Annotated in this window: 18 protein-coding genes; 12 read left to right on the top strand and 6 right to left on the bottom strand. The window is 45.0% G+C overall.

The window, feature by feature from the left end:
- Positions 1-27: 27 nt before the first annotated feature.
- The 3 genes from EXT47_RS03085 (at position 28) to EXT47_RS03075 (ending at position 4,362) form a co-directional block, all read left to right on the top strand.
- The gene (locus EXT47_RS03085; RefSeq protein ID WP_010372246.1) at positions 28-1,044 is read left to right on the top strand and encodes an aspartate carbamoyltransferase; all 1,017 of its coding nucleotides are present in this window, start codon (positions 28-30) and stop codon (positions 1,042-1,044) included.
- Between the two features lie 12 nt (positions 1,045-1,056).
- Complete coding sequence (hemL, locus tag EXT47_RS03080) at positions 1,057-2,337, top strand: glutamate-1-semialdehyde 2,1-aminomutase (RefSeq protein ID WP_039493759.1); 1,281 nt, start codon at positions 1,057-1,059, stop codon at positions 2,335-2,337.
- Positions 2,338-2,520: 183 nt separating this feature from the next.
- Positions 2,521-4,362, top strand: coding sequence for a methyl-accepting chemotaxis protein (locus EXT47_RS03075; protein ID WP_130125864.1), 1,842 nt, complete (start codon positions 2,521-2,523; stop codon positions 4,360-4,362).
- A 43-nt stretch (positions 4,363-4,405) separates the two neighbouring features.
- Here EXT47_RS03075 and mrcB read toward each other — a convergent pair whose 3' ends face one another.
- The 4 genes from mrcB to EXT47_RS03055 all read right to left on the bottom strand — a co-directional run bounded on the left by mrcB (position 4,406) and on the right by EXT47_RS03055 (position 9,889).
- Positions 4,406-6,727: a penicillin-binding protein 1B gene (gene mrcB, locus EXT47_RS03070; protein ID WP_130125863.1), complete on the bottom strand. Its 2,322-nt coding sequence runs from the start codon at positions 6,725-6,727 to the stop codon at positions 4,406-4,408.
- A gap of 161 nt (positions 6,728-6,888) precedes the next feature.
- A complete protein-coding gene (locus tag EXT47_RS03065) occupies positions 6,889-8,118 on the bottom strand; it encodes an ammonium transporter (protein WP_130125862.1) in 1,230 nt (409 codons plus the stop codon).
- 13 nt (positions 8,119-8,131) lie between these two features.
- Positions 8,132-8,470 carry a P-II family nitrogen regulator gene (locus EXT47_RS03060; protein WP_010372259.1) on the bottom strand — a complete coding sequence of 113 codons (339 nt, stop codon included), beginning with the start codon at positions 8,468-8,470 and terminating at the stop codon, positions 8,132-8,134.
- 189 nt (positions 8,471-8,659) lie between these two features.
- Positions 8,660-9,889 (bottom strand): diguanylate cyclase, encoded by a 1,230-nt coding sequence (locus EXT47_RS03055; RefSeq protein WP_010372263.1) that lies wholly within the window; start codon positions 9,887-9,889, stop codon positions 8,660-8,662.
- 276 nt (positions 9,890-10,165) lie between these two features.
- Here EXT47_RS03055 and EXT47_RS03050 point away from each other — a divergent pair, with 276 nt between their 5' ends.
- From EXT47_RS03050 to serA, 5 genes are all read left to right on the top strand, one after another.
- Positions 10,166-11,677, top strand: coding sequence for a S10 family peptidase (locus tag EXT47_RS03050; RefSeq protein WP_130125861.1), 1,512 nt, complete (start codon positions 10,166-10,168; stop codon positions 11,675-11,677).
- A 139-nt stretch (positions 11,678-11,816) separates the two neighbouring features.
- The gene (locus tag EXT47_RS03045; protein WP_045987695.1) at positions 11,817-12,350 is read left to right on the top strand and encodes a hypothetical protein; all 534 of its coding nucleotides are present in this window, start codon (positions 11,817-11,819) and stop codon (positions 12,348-12,350) included.
- Positions 12,347-12,976 carry a 5-formyltetrahydrofolate cyclo-ligase gene (locus EXT47_RS03040; protein ID WP_039493772.1) on the top strand — a complete coding sequence of 210 codons (630 nt, stop codon included), beginning with the start codon at positions 12,347-12,349 and terminating at the stop codon, positions 12,974-12,976. The genes EXT47_RS03045 and EXT47_RS03040 overlap by 4 nt, the downstream gene beginning before the upstream one ends.
- A 104-nt stretch (positions 12,977-13,080) precedes the next feature.
- On the top strand, positions 13,081-13,734 hold the full coding sequence (gene rpiA / locus EXT47_RS03035; protein ID WP_039493774.1) for a ribose-5-phosphate isomerase RpiA: 654 nt from the start codon (positions 13,081-13,083) through the stop codon (positions 13,732-13,734).
- Between the two features lie 11 nt (positions 13,735-13,745).
- Positions 13,746-14,975 (top strand): phosphoglycerate dehydrogenase, encoded by a 1,230-nt coding sequence (gene serA, locus EXT47_RS03030; protein ID WP_039493776.1) that lies wholly within the window; start codon positions 13,746-13,748, stop codon positions 14,973-14,975.
- 63 nt (positions 14,976-15,038) lie between these two features.
- On the opposite strand, the gene mdh is transcribed toward serA, so the two are convergent.
- Complete coding sequence (mdh, locus tag EXT47_RS03025; RefSeq protein ID WP_010372282.1) at positions 15,039-15,971, bottom strand: malate dehydrogenase; 933 nt, start codon at positions 15,969-15,971, stop codon at positions 15,039-15,041.
- A 241-nt stretch (positions 15,972-16,212) separates the two neighbouring features.
- On the opposite strand from mdh, the gene argR reads away from it, so the two are divergent.
- The 4 genes from argR to EXT47_RS03005 all read left to right on the top strand — a co-directional run bounded on the left by argR (position 16,213) and on the right by EXT47_RS03005 (position 25,524).
- Positions 16,213-16,680 (top strand): transcriptional regulator ArgR, encoded by a 468-nt coding sequence (argR, locus tag EXT47_RS03020; RefSeq protein WP_010372285.1) that lies wholly within the window; start codon positions 16,213-16,215, stop codon positions 16,678-16,680.
- 402 nt (positions 16,681-17,082) lie between these two features.
- Positions 17,083-17,694, top strand: coding sequence for an OB-fold-containig protein (locus EXT47_RS03015; RefSeq protein WP_039493778.1), 612 nt, complete (start codon positions 17,083-17,085; stop codon positions 17,692-17,694).
- 83 nt (positions 17,695-17,777) lie between these two features.
- Complete coding sequence (locus EXT47_RS03010) at positions 17,778-19,955, top strand: SPFH domain-containing protein (RefSeq protein ID WP_017216416.1); 2,178 nt, start codon at positions 17,778-17,780, stop codon at positions 19,953-19,955.
- Between the two features lie 70 nt (positions 19,956-20,025).
- On the top strand, positions 20,026-25,524 hold the full coding sequence (locus EXT47_RS03005; RefSeq protein ID WP_130125860.1) for a DNA repair ATPase: 5,499 nt from the start codon (positions 20,026-20,028) through the stop codon (positions 25,522-25,524).
- A 74-nt stretch (positions 25,525-25,598) separates the two neighbouring features.
- Here the strand turns inward: EXT47_RS03005 and EXT47_RS03000 are convergent, their stop codons facing one another.
- A complete protein-coding gene (locus tag EXT47_RS03000) occupies positions 25,599-26,513 on the bottom strand; it encodes a Dyp-type peroxidase (RefSeq protein WP_069023031.1) in 915 nt (304 codons plus the stop codon).
- Positions 26,514-26,518: the final 5 nt, after the last annotated feature.

Raw genomic sequence — 26,518 nt, 5'->3', positions numbered from 1 at the left:
AGTCAATTTGTCTTTAGGAATCGCCAAATGTTCAGTTTCCAAGGTGAAAACATTCTTTCTGTCAATCAATTAGACAGAGATTCTATTGAACACATCTTCTCCATTGCCAAAAAAATGGAACCCTATGCTAAAAAGCAAAAACGTACCCAAGTACTTAATGGGGCGATTTTGGCAAATCTATTTTTTGAACCAAGCACGAGAACACGCGTAAGTTTCGGCACCGCATTTAACCTGCTGGGCGGCCTAGTCCGTGAAACCACAGGTATGCAAAGCTCAGCACTGGCAAAAGGCGAATCTTTGTACGATACCGCCCGTGTGATTTCAGCTTATGCTGACGCCGTGGCAATGCGCCACCCAGACGCAGGCTCAGTAGCCGAGTTTGCAACCGGTTCCGATGTTCCTGTCATCAACGGTGGCGATGGTCCTAATGAACACCCAACTCAAGCACTGTTGGACTTACTGACGATTGACCGAGAGCTTAGCCGCTTTGGCACTGGAATTGACGGCATGCACATCGCCCTAGTCGGTGATTTAAAATACGGCCGCACCGTGCATTCTTTATCAAAGTTACTTAGCCACTACAAAGATATCCGCTTTACAATGGTTGCACCGGATGGCTTACAAATGCCTCAGTCTATTTTAGATGTCGTAGACAATGCCGGTCATCGTATTGAAGTCGTGTCTAAGATGGAAGGCAATTTAGCTGCCGATATCGTTTACCAGACTCGTATTCAAGAAGAGCGTTTCCCTTCTCAAGAAGAAGCAAACAAATACCGTGGTGGTTTTAGGATCAGCCAAGCGATTTATGACGCTCACTGTAAGCCTAGCTCAGTATTAATGCACCCATTACCTCGCGACAGCCGTAGCGATGCAAACGAGCTAGACAACGACCTAAATAACAACGACAACCTAGCTATCTTCCGCCAAGTTCAAAATGGTGTATTGATCCGTATGGCACTTTTTGCCCTAACGCTAGGTGTTGAAAACCAAGTGGAAAAACACGAGGTAGAAGTACCTTGGTTTAGCCGCAAACGTGAAAGCTAAAAAGGATCGACAATGACAATCAGTCAAGACTTATTCAAACGCGCCCAAGACTCAATCCCTGGAGGCGTTAACTCTCCTGTTCGCGCTTTTAATGGTGTAGGTGGTACGCCACTATTTATCACCAAAGCCGAAGGCGTTCACACCTTTGATGCCGACGGTAAACAGTACATTGATTATGTGGGTTCTTGGGGCCCGATGATCTTAGGTCATAACCATCCTGAGATTAAACAAGCAGTGCTTGAAGCGGTTGAAAATGGCCTATCGTACGGCGCGCCGACGGAAACTGAAATCCTAATGGCGGAAAAAGTAAAAGCGCTAGTACCATCTATTGAAAAAGTACGCATGGTAAGCTCTGGTACAGAAGCGACCATGAGCGCTATTCGCCTTGCTCGTGGTTACACCGGCCGCGATAAGATCTTAAAGTTTGAAGGCTGTTACCACGGTCACGCTGACTCCTTGCTTGTTAAAGCAGGTTCTGGTGCACTTACCATGGGCGTGCCTAACTCCCCTGGTATTCCTGCCGATTTTGCTAAGCATACGCTAACAGTTTCATTTAATAACCTTGATGAAGTAAAAGCGATTTTTGAGCAGTACAAAGATCAAATTGCCTGTGTGATCATCGAGCCTGTTGCTGGAAACATGAACTGCATTCCACCGGTAGAAGGCTTTTTAGAAGGCCTGCGCGAAGTATGTACTGACAATCAAAGTGTGCTTATCTTTGATGAAGTCATGACGGGTTTCCGTGTTGCACTTGGTGGTGCTCAACAGTACTACAACATCACCCCAGACTTAACCTGTTTAGGTAAAGTGATTGGTGGCGGTATGCCAGTGGGTGCGTTTGGCGGTAAAAAAGAAATCATGGATTACATCGCCCCAGTTGGTCCTGTTTATCAAGCGGGCACGCTATCTGGTAACCCAATTGCCATGGCCGCCGGTTTAAAAGCACTAGAGCTACTTTCAAAAGAAGGGCTGCACGCAGAGCTTGAAGCTAAGAGTAAAGCCCTGTGTGAAGGCTTCCAAGCGGCTGCTGATGAAACAGGTATCGCGCTTACGACTAACTACGCAGGTGGTATGTTTGGCTTCTTCTTTACTGACGCTAAAAAAGTAACCAGCTATCAGCAAGCAACTGAATGCGATCTAGAGCGCTTCAAAAAGTTCTTCCATCTGATGCTAGATGAAGGCGTTTATTTAGCCCCATCTGCATTCGAAGCGGGTTTCGTGAGCACAATGCATTCTGACGAAGAAATCGCTAACACTATCAATGCTGCAAAGCGTGCATTTGCCAAGTTGTAATCACAGATTACAACCCATATTAGTTTGTATTTAAAAAGCCCGCTCAGGGCTTTTTTTGTTTTTTCAGCTACGCTTTGAATAAGCTTTTCAAAAGCTTCGGTCTATTTAACCTAGGCTCAAGTTATTTAGGCGCACTTAGGTAATAACGCTGTGCTAAGTTAAAACTATCATACAGAGGAAGTGATGGCTGGATTTAATACACTAATTAATCCTGCAACCCGTTTGATGGCGCGGTTGCGATACAAAACCAAAATGGCCGTTGTATTTGGTATTTTATTACTACCGCTAAGCCTCAGCTTGTTTTTTCTAAACAGTGTACTTAACCATTCTATTTCTGTCAGTGAGATGCAGAGGCAAGGGCTCACGCTTTACCCTAGTATGTTGGAAAACATTTTAGCGGGTAAAGCTTCCGATAATTCAATTTTATTGCAACGCGCTAAGTTACCTAAAGTGAGCGCCGCAGGCGCAAGCGCCCTTGAGCAGCTCTCTATTGCCTCTCAACTTGCCGTCGATGATGATCTTGGACGCAGTTACCTGAATCGCACGCTTGTTGAGTCTGCGCCAAGACTCATATCGCAAATCAATCAAATTGAGGCGCAGGCACGCGATATCATCAGTAGAGGCAGTTTTACTCCAGATAGTTTTATTGCACTGTCCAATTTAAACAAAGGATTACCTGGCGTCACGACACAATTTTCAGGCAAACTTAACATTGCTATCAATGATAACCAGCAACTCAAAATGCAGCTTAGTCAGCCCTTAGCTGAGCTTGAGTCTAGCCTCTCTGATTACCAGCAAGCGGTGAAAACAGGCTTGTTAGACCCTGATGAACTAGCACTGTCACAAGCGCAATTTAACCGTTACTACCAAAGTGCAAGTGATGCTATCAAGCAGTTTGTTAATATTGCAACACCCACGCTTGCCGCGCTTGTCGCTGAAAAACAAAACCAGCAACGGTGGATCAGAAACACCGTTGCCTTGGCTTCACTACTCGCACTGATCATCGCTATTTATCTTATGGTTGGCTTTTACTCCTCGGTCATGGGCACCATCACGACTTTCTCACATGCCGCACAGAGCGCTTCCCGAGGGGATTTAAGCATCAAAGCGCAGACAACTGGTTCCGACGAGCTTAGCCAAATTATTGAACAATTTAATGCGGTACTACATGCCTTTATCTCTTTGCTTGGTAACGTTCGATTAAGTAGTGACGAGCTACAGCAAGCAACAAGAACACTCAATAAAATAAGCCAAGATACTGAGAAGGACGTTGCCCAGCAGGAGAATAAAATCCAGTCTATCCACCATTCTCTCGAGAATATGGCACAGTCCGCTCGCTCGGTTGAGGATGCCGCATTTAGCGCAACAGAGCTGGCCTCCGTAGCAGCCAAACAAGTAAAGCAAAGTAGCGTCAATACCACAGCCCTTGCAGAGCAAATGACCGAACTACAAGCTGAGTTTCAACAAAGTCGTGCAGCCTTAGATAAGCTCGCGGAAGACACGCAAAACATTAGTCAGGTGAGCTCCGCGATTAGAGAGATTGCCGAGCAAACCAATTTACTCGCGCTCAATGCCGCAATTGAGGCTGCTCGTGCAGGTGAACAAGGCCGAGGATTTGCGGTGGTAGCGGATGAGGTTAGAACGCTTGCGCAAAGAACGCAGCAACAAACGGAAGAAATACACAATATTATTCAATCTTTACAAGCTGCATCCAGAGACACGCAAGACAAAATGCGCAGCAGTGAAGACAATATGGCGCAAAGTGTTATCGCCGCGAATGATACTAATGAAGTCCTACAGCACGCAGAGCAAAGCATGCGAGACATAGACGAGCAAGGGAAACTGATCAGTCAGCTGGTACAGCAACAAACCCAAGCGACCGAACACGCATTGAACGAATCATCTGAGATCAGTAACTTAGCACAACATACTCTGGGTTCCGCAAGAGCGACCCAGAGCGATGCACAAAAACTTGGCAAGCTCTCACAAACTTTAAATAAAGAAATCGATAAATTTAAAGCTTAGAGACTGTGCTAGGGTCAACAACCCCTAGTAACCAAGACTTGGTTCAACATCCAGGTCTTGGTTCGAACATGCTCTCTCTAATAGGTAGCTGCAATACAGGACCACAACTCGGAGGCGACTGCTTACCCGTTTTCGGATTGATAAACGCCCAGCGAATGGACTTTGGACGCTCATCAACAATCGCTTGTGGGTTTAATGGTTTAAGATAACGAATATAGAGCTCAAGCGCACCTTGGCTGCCCGTTAATCCCGTTGGCTTGTTATCATCACGACCAATCCAAGCAACGGTGACCGTATTTTGGTCAAAACCTGCAAACCAGCTGTCTCTTAAATCATTACTCGTCCCCGTTTTCCCTGCAAGTTGAATTGAGGGGAAGTGAAGATTGAGACGCTTTGCTGTGCCTTTTTTAGTTACGCGCTTCATGCCGTATTTCGTCATGTATACCGCATCGCTGTCTAGCGTTTGGCTTTTTTGTACTGGATGTTCGTATACTAGCTTACCCAGTGAATCGGTGATAGCCATGACGCTGGTCAACTCGCTCTGCTTACCATCTGCAGCAAGTGTGGTGTACGCCTCTGCAATATCAAAACTGGATAGCTCTAACGCGCCCAATAATAAAGAAGGATAAAGTGGAATCGACTTAGAGACACCAAGGTCATTCAAAGTTTGTGCGACTCGATTAACACCCACATCCAAACCAAGGTTTACTGCTGGAATATTGATGCTATTGCTGAACGCTTCAAACATTGGCACTTGGCCTCTGAATTTATGATCAAAGTTCTCTGGAGACCAAACCTTACCTGAACCGTCTGTCACTTCAAGGGGACTGTCATCAAGCAGCATGCCCAAATGGTAGTTTGGATTCGACAAAGCACTCAAGTAAATAGCGGGCTTGACCAGTGAACCTATATTACGCTCGGTGTCTAATACCCGATTAAAACCTGAAAACTTCAACTGACGACCAGCAACTAACGCCGATACGCCCGCTTTTTCAACATTAACTGACAGCATGGCAGTTTCTAAATCTTCCGTTTTAAAGCGGCGCTCTAAGTAAGGTAAGCCCTTTTTAACGGCATCTTCCATCGCCGTTTGCTTTTGTAAATCGAGATAGGTAAAAATCCGAATTCCAGAGTCGACAATGTCATCATCAGGCACCAGTTTCTTTAACTCGCGATTCACCAACTCCAAATATCCAGGATAAGACTGCATACGGCTCGCTTTTAAAGGCTGTACATCAATCGGCCTTGCCAGCGCTGCGCGATACTCGGGCGTTGTGATAAGGTCATTTTCCACCATTAGCCTCAAGACTAAATCACGCCTTTCCATTACCCGCTCAGGATAGCGTCTTGGGTTATAAAAAGATGGCCCTTTAACCATCGCAACTAGCATAGCAACTTGGTCAAACTCAAGCTCGTCCACTGGCTTACCAAAATAAAAATCGGCCGCAAGCCCCATACCATGAACGCCTTGATTATAGGCTTGTCCCAAAAACACTTCGTTTAAATAGGCTTCGAGGATTTCATCTTTGCTGTAACGGAAATCTAAAATCAATGCGATGAACGCTTCATTCACCTTGCGGATTAAGGTGCGATCTCTGGTGAGATAAAAGTTCTTTGCGAGCTGTTGCGTAAGCGTACTGCCACCTTGCACAGTTCGCCCAGCTTTGATGTTGGCATACAGCGCACGTAAAATAGACAGCGCAGAAACACCATGATGTTGGTAAAAGTCTCTATCTTCTACCACCAGCAGTGTTTCTTTTAAAATATTAGGGAATTTATCGAACGGAACAAACTCTCTGTCTTGACGCGATTCATTGCCGATCCGAGCAATCTGCACCGGTTCTAGGCGAGCCCCAGCTAAGCGCCGACCTTGATTATCGACAATATTGGCAAGCTTTTTACCAGCAAAATTAAGCGTAAAAATACGCGCGGTTTCTGGGCCATCGTAGAATTCGAACGCGCGACGATGAATGGTGATTGTACGACCTTGAACGGTATACTGACCAGTACGGCTGATACGATTTACACGAGAATAGTTAAGCCGCTTCAGCTCCCACAGCACTTCATCCTCATTAAGGAACTGATCAGGAAAAAACTGCATCGATCTGGCATAAACTTGAACGGGAAGTTCCCACTTATTACCCTCAAACTGCCGGCTTATTTTAGCGTCTAAGTAGATGATATAGATTGCAACAAGGAATATCGCCGCAATAGTCCCCTTCCAAAAGAAAGACCACAACGTGCTCAGTACACGGCTTTTAATTCTTTGCATCTTAGAACCGTTTTGCTGGGTATTGTTTTTACGCGAAGTGTTCGCTTTGACGTTTGATTTGTTGGCAGGTGTTCTTTTCTTTTTATCCGTCATGACCCAAGTAAAACTAAAAAATGAATCGCAAGATGGTAGGGTAACCTAAATTAACAACTGCTGAAAGTAGAATAATATTTATAAAGAAAAGTGAGCCCTACTGGACTCACTTTGTTTAGACAACGAGAACTTTACAATATTGACCGAAAGCCAAATTGGTATTACTGTCCGCGAACTGTCACGAACTCGGGATAGGCATCTACGCCACAATCATGTTGATCCATACCGCTTAGCTCTTCTTCTTCGCCAACGCGGATCCCCATGCTCGCTTTCAATACACTCCAGACAATATAAGAAGTAATGAAAACAAAACCTAAAATAGTGATAAGTCCCACAGCCTGGCCTTGGAAAGTAGCGTCTGAGTTTGAAAATGGCACCATCATCACACCCAGCGCACCGCATATACCGTGAACAGAGATAGCACCAACAGGGTCATCAATTTTTGCTTTATCTAGCGCAACGATACTAAACACCACCAATGCACCACCTATGGCACCGAGGATAAGCGCTAATACAGGTGTTGGAGAGGCAGGCTCTGCAGTAATAGTCACCAGACCTGCTAGTGCACCATTAAGCACCATAGTTAAATCCGCCTTGCCCCACATTAATTTACACACCAACAGTGCAGCCACCGCACCTGCAGCCGCCGCCGCGTTGGTATTTAGCATGATTTGGCTGACCGCGATGGCATTTTCTTTGTCGGCAAGGAACAGTTGAGATCCGCCGTTAAAGCCAAACCACCCCATCCACAAAATAAAGGTGCCTAGTGTAGCCAGTGGCATGTTGGAGCCTGGAATTGGGTAAATCTCACCATTTTTGCCATATTTTCCTTTGCGCGCACCAAGTAACAAAACACCCGCTAGTGCCGCAGCAGCACCGGCACCATGCACAATGGCAGAGCCGGCAAAGTCAACAAAGCCAAGCTCAGATAAGAAACCCCCGCCCCACGTCCAATAGCCTTCTAATGGGTAGATAAAACCAGTTAACACCACACAAAATGCTAAAAACGCCCACAATTTCATACGCTCAGCAACAGCGCCCGAGACAATTGACATGGCCGTTGCAACAAATACCACTTGGAAGAAAAAGTCGGATTGCAGTGCATGGTCGGCATCCTTAGCAGCACTGCCAATGAGCGCACCAAGACTTGGTAAAACCCCACCTTCGGCATTATCGACATACATGATGTTGTAACCAATAAGCAAATACATAGTACAAGCAATAGCGTACAGTGCGACGTTCTTGGTAAGGATTTCAGTGGTATTTTTTGAGCGTACTAATCCCGCTTCAAGCATAGCGAATCCGGCTGCCATCCACATAACTAAGACGCCAGAGATCAAAAAGTAAAAGGTATTTAATGAAAATTTTAGTTCTATTATTGTATTTTCCATTGCCTGGCTCCCCTTAAATGGCTTCTTCATCAAGTTCGCCGGTACGGATCCGAACAACTTGGTCTAAGTCGTAAACAAAGATTTTTCCATCACCAATTTTTCCAGTGAACGCAGCCTTTGTAACCGTTTCCACAACACGCTCGGCGTTTTCGCTTAACGTCGCAATTTCTATTTTTATTTTTGGAATGAAATCGACTTGATATTCTGCACCGCGATACAGTTCGGTATGACCGCGCTGACGCCCAAACCCTTTAACGTCAACAACCGTCATGCCTTCAATCCCCAGATCGGCTAACGCTTCACGTACCTCATCCAGTTTAAATGGTTTTATTATTGCACTTATCATTTTCATGCTGAGTCCCCTTAGGACAGTTGATCCTGTTGTATGCAGTAATCCAACCTTTGTGCCAAATTTTTTATTCCTTAATTAACAATGAATTAAAGTAGGAGATAGAATTTCACGCATAAAAAATGCACCATCTAGGTGCATTGATATAAAGACTGAACTGAGTTGGTGCATAAACACCCAAATAACGAAAAGCTAATGCGCGATAACGCAATTTCGTTGTTTGTCCTTCGCTTTATAGAGCGCTTTATCAGCTTTGCGCATTACTTCGCTTAGACTCTTTGATTGGCAAGCCGCGAGGCCAATACTGATGGTGCAATAATGCTTACCCTCAGGAATTTTGAATGCTTGCTGCGCAAGGCGCTCTCTAAAGTCTTCTAGCATGTGCTTTGCCATCTTCATATCTGAGCTTGGAATAAGCAAAGCAAACTCTTCCCCACCAATACGTGCGACAATGTAGTGACCAAATGCACTACGCAGTAAATCAGCAACTTGTTTAAGTACATCATCACCGCTTTCATGACCATATTGATCATTAATAGATTTAAAATGATCGAGGTCTAACAATGCCAATATATGCTGACTCGGTTTGTTCTTGATTAAACGCTCTGCTTGCTGACAGAAATAACGGCGATTATAAAGTCCTGTTAAATAGTCACGATGCGCATATTCTTTGATTTCTGCAATCAAATTGAGCTGCTCCATCGTCTGCATGATGCGGCAATGAAACTCTTCACTCATAAAAGGTTTTGCCAAAAAGTCATTGGCGCCGTATTTGATAAACTTTGCTGACAAACCATGACTTCCAGCGCCAGACAGACCAATAATCGCCAACTCATCTCGTCCGCGACTATTACGAACGGATTTCACCAACTCAAAGCCATCCATCGTCGGCATCGCAAAGTCTGTCAGCAGCAGTTTAATTTCATGGTCAGATAGCAACATCTCCAATGCCTGTTCGCCATCTTGTGCCTCAAGCACTGTAAATAATTGCTTTTCAAGCATTTGCTTCATTACCGCTCGACTGATCACAGAATCATCGGCGATCAGCGCCTTGCAACCTTGGTTTCTCAACAGTCTAGATGCTAACTTGACCGCGTATAGGTATGAATCACGGTTGTCTTTAATCACATAATCCACCACGCCCATTTCAAGCATTTGCTGGCGACTATATTCATCTATTTTTGAGGTCAACACCACAGTGGGAATTTTGTGGCTGAGCGTGAGCTGCACGACCTCTGCGTCCATCGCATCGGGCAGCGTTAAATCTACCAGCGCCAATGTATATTGGTGCTGTGCTAAGAAGTCCTTACTTTCCTTGAGGGACCAAGCAAAATCGATTTCGACATCTAGATGCTGAGCAGCAAGGTGTCGCAATACCTGTTGTACGACTTTACTGTCTTCAACAATTAAAATTCTTTGCATGGATTGAGATCTCTTAAGTACAACGAGAAGCGCAGTGAAACAAGAATTTAACGGGGCTAAATACTTTATTACTACATAATAAAGTACTAAATATACGCGAATCTTGCACTAAAAAAAACCAAATCGGCTCAAATTCGTTACTTTTCGATAAACGAGGTTACAACAGCCTATTTTTCAAACCTGCCGTTTTTTTTGTTGAGTTTGTCTCAATGGCTTTGAATTTCAGATGAAATACTTCTTTAATGCAGACATACCTACTGCAATACCGAGGAAGCAATGAAAAAACTACTACCACTATTGCTCGTGAGTTGTTCCCTACTCTCAGCGCCAAGCATAGCTGAAGAGCACAACCGCGCAATTGAGATAGATCATAAAATAACAACTGAGCATAGAGCCGAAATAAAAGGTGAACGTATTAACTACACCGCAACAACAGGCACACAGCCGGTGTGGAATGAAAACGGCGACGCAGTTGCAACGTTGCATTACACCTACTATAAGCGCACAAAAATCAAAGATATGAGCAAACGCCCGCTGTTGATCTCATTTAACGGTGGTCCGGGCTCTGCTTCCGTGTGGATGCATATTGCCTATACTGGCCCAAGAGTATTAAAAATTGATGACGAAGGGTATCCACTGCAACCTTACGGCTTGAAAGATAACCCATATTCAGTGCTAGATGTTGCCGATATTGTTTATGTAAACCCAGTCAACACAGGTTATTCCCGCGTACTCAAAAATGCTGAAGGTAAATATCCGAGTAAAGCCGAACAAACAAAGATGTTTTTTGGCGTCAACGCGGACGTGAAGTACTTAGCCGAATGGCTCAATACATTTATTCATCGCAATGAGCGTATGCTTTCCCCTAAGTACCTGATTGGTGAGAGCTACGGCACGACTCGAGTGTCAGGTCTTGCGCACGCGATGCAAAACAACCAGTGGCTTTACCTCAATGGCGTGGTGTTGGTATCTCCTACAGAAATCGGCATTAAACGAGAAGGTCCGGTTGAAGTGGCAAACCGTTTACCATATTACGCTGCTGCCGCTTGGTACCACAAGGCGCTGTCTTCTGAATTGCAAAATAAAGATTTACTCGAAGTACTTGCAGAGGTTGAACAATATACGGTTGATCAGTATCTTCCCGCACTCGCCAAAGGCGCATTTATCAGTGCCCAAGAAAAGCAAAGTGTGACACAGGCCGTTGCTAAATATAGTGGCTTAAGCGAGCGCTTTGTAGCTCAAAACAACCTAGATATTCCTACTGCGGCATTTTGGAAAGAACTGTTGCGTGAGCGTGGCTATACCCTAGGTCGATTGGACTCACGCTACCTTGGTATTGATAAAAGAGACGCCGGTTCTCGCCCTGATTATTGGCCTGAGCTGACCTCTTGGTTGCACTCATTTACGCCAGCGATCAATCATTACTTCGCAGCGGAGCTCAACTATAAAACCGATGTAAAATATAATATGTTTGGTTCAGTTTACCCTTGGGATAACAGCGATAATAATGTCGGTGAGCAATTACGATTAGCAATGGCACAAAACCCTTACCTAAACGTGATGATCCAATCTGGCTATTACGATGGCGCAACAAATTACTTTGATGCCAAGTACAATATGTGGCAACTCGATCCGAGCGGGAAAATGCGTGATCGCTTAAGCTTTAAAGGTTACCGCTCCGGGCACATGATGTATCTGCGTCATGAAGATTTACAAAAGTCGAACGAAGATCTCCGCGAGTTTATCTTAAAAACAACCCCCAAAGCGGATCAGTCAGCGCTTTACTAAATTCCCAACCCATTGTGGCCGCGCAAGCGGTCACTTATATTAATGCTCACCAGATTGTAAAAATTTCCTTTTATCCTTCTACAGTTACCTATAATCTAGATATACTCAATACTATCTCTCTACAACTTAGGCACGCACCATGAACGAGCAGTTTAAAGTCGTCTTCGTTGGCATGGCCGACGGTAAGGATCAACAAAGCGCCGCTATCGCAATGGCAGACAGGTTGAAAACCTCACCTTCAAAGATCCAGCAATTTTACGCTGGCAAAAACTTGTTTGCTCCTGCAGATAAAGCCAAAGCACTAAAACAGGTAAAATTACTTGCAAGCGCGGGGATCAATGCCAAACTACAAAGCCAAACAGCCGCGACCCCTACCAACGCAGATCAAGAGCGCGTATTTGAAGCCTTGGATTACATCACAAGCAGTCTAATACGCATCGAAGAGCGATTAGAGGAGCTCGAGCAACGCGTAGCACCAACTCCCCATACTAAAATAGAAGATACAACAGACGAAGAATGGGAGACGAAGGAGCTATTTGATGAACTGGACTTTGAGCCTAGCCCTCCGGCTAAATCTAAGACTTGGCTATATTATCTGCTCGCTGTATTAATTATTTTATTTATTCTGCTTGGTGTAAGTTTGTTTTTCCCTGAGTGGCTCGCGTTAGAATGAATAAAACTAATAACAACATAAATAAATCTCAAGTTACTCGTGCTAATTTGAGAAAAACGATTAGAAATGCAAGAAACTCGCTATCAGCAGAGCAACAGAAGACAGCCGCGGCACATCTCAACATTAATTTTTTTCAACAAATAAACCTCCCAGAAAATGCCAATGTAGGGGTCTATATTCAAAACGATGGCGAACTAGATACATCCCTTTTAATTCAATCGCTTTGGGACAAAAAACACCAGGTTTTCTTACCCGTAATCCACCCCTTCAATCCTGCAAATTTACTCTTCCAGAAGTATGAAAAAAACTCACCCATGAAGGCAAATCGCTATGCTATCTTGGAACCTAAGTTAGATTGTTCAGCTGTGGCACCGCTTGCATCATTGGATTTACTGTTGATGCCTCTGGTTGCTTTTGATGAGCAAGGTAATCGCCTCGGTATGGGCGGTGGGTACTACGATAGAACATTAGCGTTACACTACGCTGAGCAGCGAGCTAAACCAGCACTTGTTGGCCTTGCTCATGATTGCCAGCAAGTTCCAAGCTTACCAACAGCAGCTTGGGATGTACCGCTCCCATCTATCCTCACTCCAACCCAACTATACACTTGGCCAAAAAATAATTGAGCAGGCAAACAGTTAAGCGCATTTTGAGGCGCTTTTGACCATGACGCTGACACTTTGATTGAGTTATACTCCATACAACTTCAATGACAACTAAGTGTAGCGTTATGACTCAAGATGAAATGAAAAAAGCCGCAGCATGGGCAGCTTTGAACTATGTAGAAGAAAACACCATTGTTGGGGTTGGCACAGGCTCGACGGTAAACCACTTTATTGATGCGCTTGGCAGTATCAAGGATCAAATCAAAGGGGCAGTATCAAGCTCTGAAGCTTCAACAGAGAAGCTAAAAGCACTTGGTATTGAAGTTTTCGAGTTAAACGATGTGTCAGAGCTTGCGGTATATGTTGATGGTGCAGATGAAATCAACAGCACCAACGAAATGATAAAAGGTGGTGGCGCAGCACTGACGCGCGAGAAAATCGTTGCAGCCGTTGCCAAGAAGTTTGTTTGTATCGTTGATAATACAAAGCATGTTGAGACACTAGGCGCATTTCCACTACCAGTTGAAGTGATCCCAATGGCGCGTAGTTACGTGGCAAGAGAGTTACTAAAATTAGGTGGCGATCCAGTTTACCGCCAAGGCGTTATCACTGATAACGGCAATGTCATTCTTGATGTGCATGGCCTAGAAATTAGCGCAGCAAAAGCGCTTGAAGAAAAAATTAACCAGATTGTTGGCGTCGTGACTAATGGCTTATTTGCCACGCGTGGCGCTGACGTTGTAATAACAGGCACTCCAGAAGGGCCTAAAATCAACTAGTGAGATTACAGATGAGCAAGGTTTCGTTATCAAAGGATAAAATTCGAATTTTGTTGTTAGAAGGCGTGCATCAAAGCGCCGTTGAGACGCTAAAGCGCAACGGTTATAGCAACATAGACTACGTTAAAACATCCTTACCGGAGCCTGAGCTGATCGAGCGGATCAAAGACGCTCACTTTGTCGGGATCCGCTCACGTACCCACCTTACAGAAGCAGTATTAGAACAAGCTGAAAAGCTGGTCGCTGTTGGCTGTTTCTGCATCGGCACCAACCAAGTGGATTTGGATGCCGCTAAAAAACGTGGTATCGCCGTATTCAACGCGCCATTTTCTAACACCCGCTCTGTGGCTGAACTCGTACTAGGTGAAATTCTCTTGTTATTGCGCCGTGTTCCTGAGCGTAACGCAAAGGCGCATCGCGGTGAGTGGGATAAATCTGCCGACGGTTCATACGAAGCTCGTGGTAAAACGCTAGGTATTATTGGTTATGGTCACATTGGCACCCAGCTTGGCATTATGGCTGAGAATATCGGGATGAACGTCGAGTTTTATGACATCGAAGATAAGCTCACGCTCGGCAACGCAACGCAGTTACACACGCTGACGCAATTGTTACAAAGAGCGGACGTGGTCAGTTTGCATGTACCGGAGACATCACAGACCAAAAACCTTATCGGCATGGCTGAAATTGAAGTGATGAAGCAAGGCGCAATCCTAATTAACGCATCACGTGGAACGGTTGTTGATATCGACGCCTTAGCTGAAGCATTAGCGGCCAAGAAGCTTTCCGGCGCTGCTATTGATGTATTCCCCGTTGAGCCAAAATCTAATCATGAAGAATTCGTCTCACCACTACGCGAGTTTGACAATGTGCTGCTAACACCACACGTCGGTGGTTCTACCCAAGAAGCACAAGAAAATATCGGTGTGGAAGTCGCGGGTAAGTTGGCGAAATATTCAGATAACGGTTCAACAGTCACGGCTGTGAACTTCCCTGAGGTTTCTCTACCTGAATTATCAAACCGAAGTCGTTTATTACACGTACACGTAAACCGCCCAGGCGTACTAACGCAAATCAACCAAGCGTTCGCTCAGCACGGTATCAATATTGCGGCGCAATACCTACAAACGGATGAATCTATTGGTTACGTGGTTATCGACGTCGATAGCGACCACTCTGAAGTGGCGTTGAAAGAGTTAAGTGCAGTTGAAGGAACTATTAGAGCACGAATTCTTCACTAAAAATAATCACACATAAAAAAACCAGTCACTGTGAAGCGACTGGTTTTTTTGTATCAATCTGGCTTACGCCATGAAATCAACACCTTCTTTGATGTCTTTTTCAAGTGTCGCTAGCATGTCGTCTTTTGCTTTTTGCTCAAACGCGCTCAGCTCACCGTAAGGAAGTAACTTCTCTACACCGTTTTTACCAAGGATAACTGGCTGTGCAAAGAATGTTGCATCGCCTGTGTTACCTTCAACGTATGCGTACTCAAGTACTTCTTCACCTTGTAGACCTTTCACTAGTGAGAAGCAGAAACGTGCTGCTGCTGCACCCATTGAAAGTGTAGCTGAACCGCCACCCGCTTTAGCTTCAACCACTTCAGTACCCGCGTTTTGGATACGAGTCGTTAGTGCAGCAACTTCTTCGTCAGTGAACTCAACACCTTCAACTTGAGAAAGTAGAGGTAGAATTGTAGTACCTGAGTGACCACCAATTACTGGGATCTTAACTTCAGCAACGTCTAGGCCCTTAAGCTCTGCGATGAAGGTCTCAGCGCGGATAACGTCAAGCGTTGTTACACCGAATACGCGAGCTGGATCATAAGTACCTGCTTTTTTGAACACTTCAGCAACGATTGGTACCGTGCCATTTACTGGGTTTGTGATGATACCAACAAGTGCTTTAGGGCAGCTTCTAACGATACCTTCAGCAAGTGTCTTGATGATACCTGCGTTAACGTTGAATAGGTCAGCACGGTCCATACCAGGCTTACGAGGCATACCAGCAGGGATAAGCACTACGTCAGCACCAGCAAGAGCTGGGTCTAGGTCGTCTTTACCATAACCCGCTACTTTTACCGCAGTTGGGATGTGAGATAAGTCAACTGCAACACCAGGTACAACAGGTGCAACGTCATAAAGCGCTAACTCAGAGCCAGCTGGAAGACCATTTTTAAGCAATAAAGATAGAGCTTGACCGATACCGCCAGCGGCACCTAATACAGCAACTTTCATTTGAATTCTCCATAATTTGAAGGTGGAATTGAGTGTGCAGTAAAGATAATGAAAAGCGCTGTTAAACACAAATTAATCATGGTTATTTTCGAGATTTTTTGACTAATGTCTTAAATAAAAGTGTAAAGATCGCGACACTTTGTACACTTATGCTTTACGACTGCCATTTTGGTCGCGCAAATTTGGGAATCTCGGCGGTTTTGTGTAGAATTTAAAGATTAGCCGTAAAAGAAGACAGACTATGCAGCCGCAAGAAAAACAAGAAGCACTGATCAAAGCATTTAAAGCCATTTTAAAAGAAGAAAACTTTGGCTCTCAAGGTGAAATTGTTGATGCTCTAAAACAACAAGGGTTTGACAACGTCAGTCAGAGCAAAGTGTCGCGCATGCTGAGCAAGTTTGGTGCTGTGCGTACACGTAATGCCAAGCAAGAAATGGTTTACTGCTTACCCGCTGAAATGAGCGTACCAACAGCAAAAAGCCCTTTACGTCAGTTAGTCGTTGATATTATGCACAACGAAATGATGATTATTATTCGAACCAGTCCCGGTGCTGCACAGTTAATTGCGAGACTACTTGACTCATTAGGCACCGCAGACGGCGTATTAGGTACCATCGCTGGCGATGACACGATTTTTATTGCCCCTGCCAAAGTATCTGAAATCGACGTTACTTTGGATAAAGTAAAAACCCTGTTCGATAACGTTTAGTCTATTATTTTTATCGGTGCTAACTCACAGGTTAGCACATACTCTGATACTCTAGCTTCTACGAACACGCTTCCCCACTATCACGATAAACAGAATAAATTGCTTATCTTTACAGCAAAAAACGTTTGACATAATATGTCTAATTGTGGCAACTTTAGAAACGCATGTGAGGTTTTCTCACCACGCATGGATGGTTTTTAAGCTGATTGATTAGCTTCTCGGATTTGTTTCCTACAGTGTCTCCGTCTTACCGGACACGAACGCTATTCGCTTCACTCAATCATCTCACATTCTATGATGCGGAACTCACCGCTTGATAAACACAAAGACACCTTGCGGCGCTGAGTGGACAATTCACTGACTTAACCGCTTAAAAGGAAATACAAGGAACTAGGATCAGCAATGGAATTTTTAAATACTGCATTTACGTTTCCCACTGTTATTTTTTCAACACTATTACTCATAGTGCTGTTGTTCTGGTTAATTGCTTTACTCGGTTTTGCTGATATCGATATCTTAGAAGGCGATGTTGATATTGAAGCCGAAGGCGCAAGCTCTGGTTCTTTTTGGGAAGTCGCTTTTGGCGGCGTCCCTGTGAGTATTTCATTGAGTTTAATCATCGCGCTGGGCTGGATTATCAGTATTTATGTGCAACAGTTTTTTGCTTACCTACTAGGCAATGGCATTTTTTACTACCTGATGGGCACGGTATTTATGCTTGCCAGCCTCATTGCAGCATTACCACTCACAGCCGTCATTGTAAGGCCATTACGGCGCTTTTTCGAAAGCCAAGAAACCACTTCTAAGCAAGCGCTGGTTGGGCTCGAATGCGTTATTGCAACATCAAGGGTTAGCAACACGTTCGGTCAAGCCAGAGTATTTATTCAAGGAACGGAGCAACTTATCGAAGTGCGCTCGGATGAAGATAACACTTTCACACTAGGAGACAGTGCTTTACTTATCGAACATGACACCCTTACACATAGCTACACGATTGTGGCTAAACCTTGGTAATAGTACGAAAAATAACGGAATTTAGGAACGAGTTGGCATAGCTAATACCAACTCAAACAACATAGCGCAACGCAGGAAAAAACATGGAATTTCTAAACAACCTCGGACCGGTGCTCGCAATCGTGGGCATATCCATCGTCATTATTTTTGCCATTCTACTTCTGATTGGAAAGTTCTACCGCAAGGTTGAACAAGGTCAGGCATTGATCATTAACAAGATGAAAAACGAGCCAGATGTCACGACAACGGGCGGCATTGTGCTGCCTGTGATCCATAAAATGGAAGTCATGGATATTTCAACTAACCGCATGGTATTGGAGCGTCGTGAAAATAGCGGCCTGATCTGTAAAGACAATATCCGTGCTGACATCGCCATCACTTTTTACATTCGCGTAAACGAAAACAAAGAAGACATCCTACGCGTTGCAAAACAAGTTGGCTGCGCCCGCGCATCGGCACCAGAAACCTTGCAAGCATTATTTGAGGCAAAATTCTCCGAAGCCTTAAAAACCGTTGGTAAGCGCATGAATTTTGAGGAACTATTTACACATCGTAATGAGTTCCGAGATTCTATTAAAGAAGTGATTGGACAAGATTTATCTGGCTATACGTTAGAGGATGTGGCAATTGATTATCTTGAACAAACCTCTATCGACAAGTTAGATCCAAATAACATTCTTGACGCTGAAGGTATTCGCCGTATTACCGAAAAAACCTCACGCCAAAACGTGGAAACTAACCAGCTTAAATGTGATGAAAAAGCGCAAATCGACAACCAAAACCAAGCTGCCTTTGAAAAAGCCGCAGAAGTCGAGCGCCAACGAGAAGATGCCAGCGCGAGACAACGCCGTGAAATCGAGTCGGTGCGCGCCCGCGAAGCCGCAGAAGCTGAACGTGTTAAGCATGAAGAGCGCTTAAAAGCCGAAGAAGCACGTCTCAAAGCGGACGAAGCGATCGCAATTGCAGAGCACAATAAACAGCGTGAAATCGATGTTGCAGAACAAAATCGCCTTCGCTTACTCGGCATCGAAGAAGAAAAAGTCACACGCTCTCGCCAGATTGAAATTATCGAACGTGAGCGTGAAACCGAAATTTTACGTATCCAAAAAGCCAAAGCGCTGGAAGTCGAGCAAAAAGAAATCGCCGATGTCCAACGCGAACGGGTTGCCGTTGAGAAAACCGTTGCCGAGGAACAAGAGCGCATCAAAGACGTGCAATGTATTGCTGAAGCCGAGCGTGAAAAACAAGCAAAAATTATTCTTGCTCAAGCTGAGGCCGAAGAAGCGTTGGTTAAAGATATTGAAGCGGCTAAAGCTAAAGAGCAAGCTGCCGAATTTAAAGCCCGTGAAATGGAAAAAATGGCCGCAGCAGAATTACGTATTGCGAACCAAACCGCAGAGTCGAAGAAAATTCTTGCCGAGGCAGCCCAAGTTGAAGCAGCAGCGCCTGGTCTTGCAGAAGCCGATATCATCAAGGCAAAAGCAGCAGCTAGTGCGATACAGGGTGAAACAGACGCTAAAGTGCTACAGCAAAAACTAGAGGCCGAAGCACAAGGTAAACGTGATATTGGCCGCGCCGAAGCCGAAGTACAAGCAGCAATGGCTGAGGCGACCAAGAAGCAAAGTGAAGCAGAAGCGCAAGGCAAACGTGAAATTGGTTTGGCAGAAGCTGAGGTTCAATCAGCAATGGCTGAGGCAATTGAAAAACAAGGTGAAGCAGAAGCTATCAACCTTGAACGTAAGATGTCAGCAGAAGCCAAAGGTCTTACAGAGAAGCTAGAAGCACTGAATAAGATGGATAAAGACGCCCGTGAATACGAAGGCTTCACGCTACAGTTAAACCAACAAAAAGAGCTGACGCTTGCGAGTATCGAGGCGAACAAGCAGGTTTCTGCGAGTCAGGCTGAAGTATTAGGTAAAGCACTGAGCGGTGCTGATATCAACTTTATGGGCGGCGACGGCCAGTTCTTTAACCAGTTTATGAATGCCATCACAGTGGGCAAGTCAATTGACGGCTTAGTCGGCGAAAGTAAGACAGTACAAACCGTATTTAAAGATCACCTAAACGGTGAGCGTAATTTGATGGACGACCTAAAAGGGGTACTGGCTGGTGCCAATGCGTCGTCGGAAACGCTAAAAAACATCAACATGAGTAAGTTCTTCCAACAGCTAAGCAATAGCTCAGATGCGGACAAACAGCAGCTACTCAAGTTACTTGGCGGCTCGTTAAATGGCAGTAAACAAAGCGAACCACTAGAGTAATTAACCCTGAGGAGTCAATCTTCTTGGCTCCTCTCCCCCATTTGCGACAGCGCACATAGGAAAGCAAAGAATGACGGAAGCAACGCAACAAGCGCCAGAGCGAACGCTCGAACAAGACTCTTATCAACTGATTAAACGCCGGCTTAGTAACTTTGGCAGTGAACTGAAAAGTCAGATAGATAAACTCAACCAACAGCGTGTTGACACTTTTGGCAGCACCGAGCTTAAAGTGAAAGGTCGAGCAAGAGTTCGTACTGAGCATAACTGCGTACCGCGCGACATCGTGCTGATCGGCGACAAGCTTATCTTTGCTTATAATGTCTTTATGGGGCTTAAACAAAATACCCAAGTCAGCGATGTATTCACCGTACAAAAGCTACACTTGCAAGAAGACCATTACGAAATAGAACCTTACCCGCAAGAAACCAAATTCCTCACAGACCAACGTTTCTTACGCGACTTTGACGAGCTATACACGTATTACAAAGACACCCGTCTACAACACCTGTTTGTTAAATCAAACAAGCTTTTTGCACTATTTCAGATTGGCGAAAAGCTCTCTGATGTCCGCGTGTTTCGCTGGCAAATCGCCAAAGACGAAACCTTAGATTATATTGATAACCGAGGAGAGCGTGATCTAGGCGAAGTGGAAAACTTTGACTTTGAATGGCAAAAAACCGATCGCGCCGATCACGTCGAAGGCCGTCACCCACACATTAATGTAAACGACAAAGTGTTTATTGAAGTATCGGGTGGCAAACTCACCGTAAAAATAGAAAACAATACCCAAAGCGGTGAAGGTATTTATCAAGAAGCCGTTGATGACACCAGTCAATCACTCGCAGATTGCGATTTACGTTTTGCCGAAGTTGGCGAAATGGTGTTGGTAAAGTTACTTCCCTACCGAGAAAAACAGTGGCGTTATTTTATTTATAATTGCCGTACCCAGCAGGTATTGCGCCAAGATGCTTTGGGTGGTGCCTGTGTTCAATTACCTGAGAACCAAGGAATTATTTTTCCTGGTGGCTATTATTTACAATCTGGGCAAACACGCTATTTTGACGACCAATTGGACGATTTAATATTCCATCGCCAGATAAAATCACCCAATGGTGAAGATGTACTGTATATCTTCTACGAACCAAACGAGGGTCGTTACGCACTTTTCTCTTACAATATTATTGAGAAAAACCTGCAAAATCCCATTTATTGTCATGGCTATGGTATTTATGACGATGGCTTAACGCTAACCTTTAAAGCAGAGCCTGAGCCTGAGCGCGTGCACCCTATTCAGCTCTGGCAGAGCCCATTTTGTGGCAGCGAGTTTGCCGCACAAGCCCCTCGCGCAACCGGCTTATTTGGCCGGATCGGCAACCCGGATTTAGTACGCGCAATCTCTGATTTATACAGTGTGTTCAAGGCCATTAACGAACAAAGCCCCACGGTCTTTCATTATGAAGATTTAATTGCCCTCACCCGCAGTATTTTAGACCGCTATCATTGGCTTGCTGAAGCGGACTTTGCGGATGTCACAGCAAAACTACATGAAATTTTTGAAACCTCAGAGCAGGTACTAGACGAATTTGAAAAGGTAAGCCAAATTGAGGCCGACGCTCGGCGCGCAGAAACCGAAATAGAGCAAGCCATGCAAGATGTGCTTCGCGAGGTGAGACCAGATAGCTTTAAAACAGCGGAGCAGTTTGTCCAGAGCTTAGAATCTCTCAAACGCTTAAAAGGCAAAGTGATAAGCCTTGAAGAAGTGAAGTATATCAATCTTGACGCGCTATCTTCCATGCAGCAGCAGATTGATGAGCAAACCCTGAGCTTAAGCCATAAAACCGCGGAGTTTTTGCAGCAAGATAGTGCTTTGGCGCCCTACTACGAGCAGCTAGACTCCTTAGAGCAAGCCAGAGCACAAACAGAGAGTGTCACCGAGCTTAACGGCTTTTTAGCGACCTTGGAAACCTTGAGCGCTGAACTTGATCTGCTCAACCATACCATGCTGGATCTCGACATTGACGATAGCCGCATTCGCACTAAAATTTTGGAAGATGTCAGCGCCATTTATGGTCAAGTAAACCGCGCCAAAGCAGCGTTAGAAATCCAGAAAAAGAGCGTGGGCAGTGTTGAAGCAAAAGCCGAATTCGCGGCTCGTTTTAAGCTTTTCAGCCAAAGTATTACCAGCGGTCTGAGCGCGGCCAAAACCCCTGAGCAATGTGACGACCAACTCTCTCGCTTACTCATTCAATTAGAAGAGCTCGAGTCTCAATTTAGTCAGTATGATGAGTTTTTAACGGAGATCTTGGCTAAACGTGATGACGTTTATGAAAGCTTTGAAGCGCACAAACAGCAGCTCATTGACGAAAGACAGCGCCGCGCACTGAGCCTAGCAAACGCAGCCGAGCGGATTTTACAGGGGGTGACGCGACGCTCGCAAAGTTTTAAAACCTTAGACGACATCAATAGCTATTTTGCCTCCGACCCTATGATTGGCAAGCTTCGCGATTTAACACAAGAGCTAAAAAGCCTAAGCGATGAAGTGAAGGCGGATGATATTCAAGCCAAACTCAAGGCCTGCAAAGATCAAGCGATCCGTGCTTTGCGAGACAAGCAAGATATTTACATTGATGGTGGCAATACCGTTAAAGTCGGCAAACATGCGTTTAGTTTCAATAAACAAATCCTTGATTTGACTTTGCTGCCTCGTGGTGAACAGCTGATGTTACACCTCACTGGCACAGAGTATTTTGATACTATTCCTGACGCTAAGGTCAATCAACAGCTCAATGACGCAAGCACATACTGGCAGCAAAGCCTGATCTCAGAAAATCGTCACTTGTATCGAGGCGAGTACCTTGCAGCTCAAGTATTAGCAGCTGCGGAGCAAGATGGCAACGACTTTAGCCAAGCGGATTTGGAACTTGCCGTTGATGAGGGAAGTTTACTGCCTATCGTACAAAAATTTGCAGAACCCAGATATCAAGAAGGCTATGAAAAAGGCATTCATGATCAAGATGCCAGCCTGATCTTAGCAAATTTACTAAAACAAAAACGACAGCTTGAGTTACTCGTCTACCCTGCCAGCTGTCGAATTGCGGCACAGCTATTTTATACTCAACAAAGCAAGGCTGAGCTAGCTGAATTGGCGTTTCAGGCCACACAAGCAGAGCTGATGGCAACGAAGTTAGATGACCATAGTTTTAGCCAACAGCTAAGCAAAGAATTAAGTGAAAAAATCGCAGCATTTTGCCAACAAAATTTATCGAGCTATTTAACCGAGCTACACCGCTTTTCAGGCGAGTTAAGCGCAACTTACTTAATTAAAGCCCTTGCCAAGCAAGTTAAGCCGAGACAATTTGACTTGGCTTCACCTGCAAAACACACCAGCGAGCAGTTTATCTCCATGGCAAAGGCCAAAGGCGTTTGGCAACAACTTGAGGACTCATTAACGCATTTGACCAAACTTGAGGACAAATGCCGCCTGTTAAGCAGCTGGCTGCGCGCCTATGGCAGTAAGCAAAATGAAAGTGCTGAAACCTTGCTTGAGGCCGCTAACTGCATTTTGCTTTCCACCCAGTTAGATATCACCTACCAAGTCAAAGAAGCCGAAATAAAAACCGAAATTTCAGGTTTGATGGGCCAACACCCACGTATCGAGAACCAAGTGCTACACCTAGATTACGCAGATTTTTTTGCCCGTAGTAACGAGTATCTCACGGTTCATGTTCCGGCCTACAAACAGTACCAACAGTTAAAAGCACAAGTGCTTGAGGCACAAAAGCAGCGCTTGCAATTGGATGAGTTTAAACCCAGACCGCTAAGCTCATTTGTACGTAACCAGCTGATTGACAAAGTCTACTTCCCTATTATTGGCGATAACTTAGCAAAACAAATAGGGGCTGCAGGAAACAATAAACGCACCGACTTAATGGGCATGTTGCTGCTTATCTCCCCACCGGGCTATGGTAAAACCACGTTAATAGAGTATGTGGCCAACCGCTTAGGACTCACCTTTGTTAAGGTCAACTGTCCATCCATTGGTCACGACCAAGTCTCTTTAGATCCTGCTCAAGCCGTCAACGCGACCGCCGCAAAAGAAATTGAGAAGATCAACCAAAGCTTTGAGATGGGCAATAATGTGATGCTCTACCTTGACGATATTCAGCATACCAACCCCGAGTTTTTACAAAAGTTCATCTCTTTATGTGACGGTTCAAGACGCATAGACGGGGTGTGGAATGGCCGCAGTAAGACCTATGATCTGAGAGGCAAAAAGTTTGCCGTTGTGATGGCAGGAAACCCATATACCGAATCCGGTGAATCTTTTAAGATCCCAGATATGCTTGCCAACCGTGCGGATATTTACAACCTCGGTGACACCCTCAGTGGCTGCGAACAAGAATTTGCCATGAGCTTTATTGAAAATACGCTCACTTCCAATGCTGTGCTTGCGCCACTTGCCAATCGTGGTATGGAAGACTTATACAAGCTAGTACGCATTGCCGACGGAGAAGACATCTCCATCAATGAATTGGAATTTAATTACTCTCAAGCGCAAGTGAATGAAATTGTCAGCGTACTGAAAAAGCTGCTCACCATTCGCAACACTGTGCTCAAAGTAAATGCCCAATATATAGCCTCCGCAGCGCAAGATGATAACTATCGAACCGAGCCGCCGTTTAAGCTACAAGGCAGTTACCGTAACATGAATAAGATGGCTGAAAAGGTGGTTGCTGCCATGAATGACAGTGAACTTGAAAATCTAATTCAAGATCACTATCGCGGTGAAGCACAAACGCTTAGCAAAGGCAGCGAAGAAAACTTACTGAAACTGGCTGAATTACGCGGTACCTTAACGGCTGAAGAAGCAACGCGCTGGCATGACATCAAGGCCGAATATGCCCGCCTGCACCGCAATAGCGATGAGGGAAGCCCAGCGCAGCTGGCAGTTGAACAACTAAGCTTTGTCAATAAATCCCTTTCGCAAATCGCCGCTAAACTCGATAAGGAGCAGCTTAGTTTTGATTACAGTGCGCTGTTGCAACAATTGGCTCAGGTGCTTAACGAGCAAGAGTTTGCCACGCAGTTAACTGAGCTACGTGAGGCCTTAACGCAGCAACCTTACGCAACACCGCTAAAGCAATTGATAGCTTCACAGCAACAAGTCGCAGAGGAAATTGCGGGGCTGCAAAACGCTATCAAACACGCGGCGAACAATGAGCAGCTACTCACTAACCTTGGCAAACTCAATGACTTGCTCAGCACCCAAGCGCAAATACAACAAGCATTAGGTCAACAAGGTCAGCAGCAAAATACGCTATTTGAAAACCTGTCTGAGCGCTTAGAAGCGGTGGCACAACCGCATATTCAAGTCGACAATCACATTGATGATAGCAGTGCAAAAGCGCTTGAAGCCGTCACCACTTTGCTGAAAAATACCCTAGCAAACTCAAGCGCTGAACAAGTCCAGCAGCAACAACTAAAAGACATTTTACAAAAGCTAGAGGATATTCAATCAAGACCTGTAGTTAGTAACGGTTCACCAGCGAAAAATCCGTATATGTTGTAACGGCAAAAAACGCTTGCGAAACAAGTCAAAGCCCATGCATGGATGGGCTTTGGAGATGTAAAGTGGCAGATAACTTACTCTGGCATTTTTGCCATCACTGCCAAAAACTCTAGTGAGGGTGCAAAAAACGCGGAACCCATATCGGCACTGGAATAATCCAATATGGGGTCGTATTCATCCCCTTCACCCAATCGGCTTCTAAGTACCTGCTCAAAAGCATCGCCCTTGGCACTGCAACTTAGCGACAAGCTTCCTTGTTCAAATACATCACCAAATGGCATGCTTTGGTTAAGCAGTAGCGCATTACCATTTAGGTCTTTCAATTCGGTTAATGCCGCATGATTACAGGGGTCGCAATCTTCAATTAGGTCATTGTCTAGACGTGTACGCCCCATCAATTGCTCTTGCTCAGCGAGCGGCAACGCCTGCCAGCGCAGTAAATCAAACTTCACCCGCTGTACGTGAATATAACTACCAAGGTGGTCGGCTGCATTCGGGTTGTGCACAAGTGCAACTTCCCGTTTGTTGCGCCCTCTAGGGGTGTCTGCGCCATAAATAAAGCCATTAAAATCACGACCATCTAAGAAACGAAATGCGCGTACATGTGCCACCATTTCGACTAGGCCATTTAGCATATGTAGCACACTTTGAGCAAAGATATGATTAACGTCTTCTCGGTCGGAGCGGATCACGTAAAGCAAGTCAAAAGGCTGAGTATGCACGGTGTGCTCAGCCTCAACAATATGTGGAAAGCTTTTCAGCTCTTTAGGAATAAACTCAGGATAAATGTGCGGCCAGTATTGCGCACCTACCGCGACAAAGCTCGATAACATAGACTCGGAGAATCTATCTTCTAACTCCTCTTGCAAGCGCCCACAATTGGCGAGCGCCGCTCTTAGCGCCTCGTCTTGTCCTTCAAGCACATTGAAGAACAAGTGTAAGCCGTGCAAATTGGCTTCAGCACACACACCTGATTGGGCAAGCGCCATGCTCT

This window comes from Pseudoalteromonas sp. CO342X, assembly GCF_004208915.1.
GTDB lineage: Bacteria > Pseudomonadota > Gammaproteobacteria > Enterobacterales > Alteromonadaceae > Pseudoalteromonas > Pseudoalteromonas maricaloris.
Note: the sequence above shows the minus strand (reverse complement) of the source record. Positions and strands in the feature narration are given on the sequence as shown.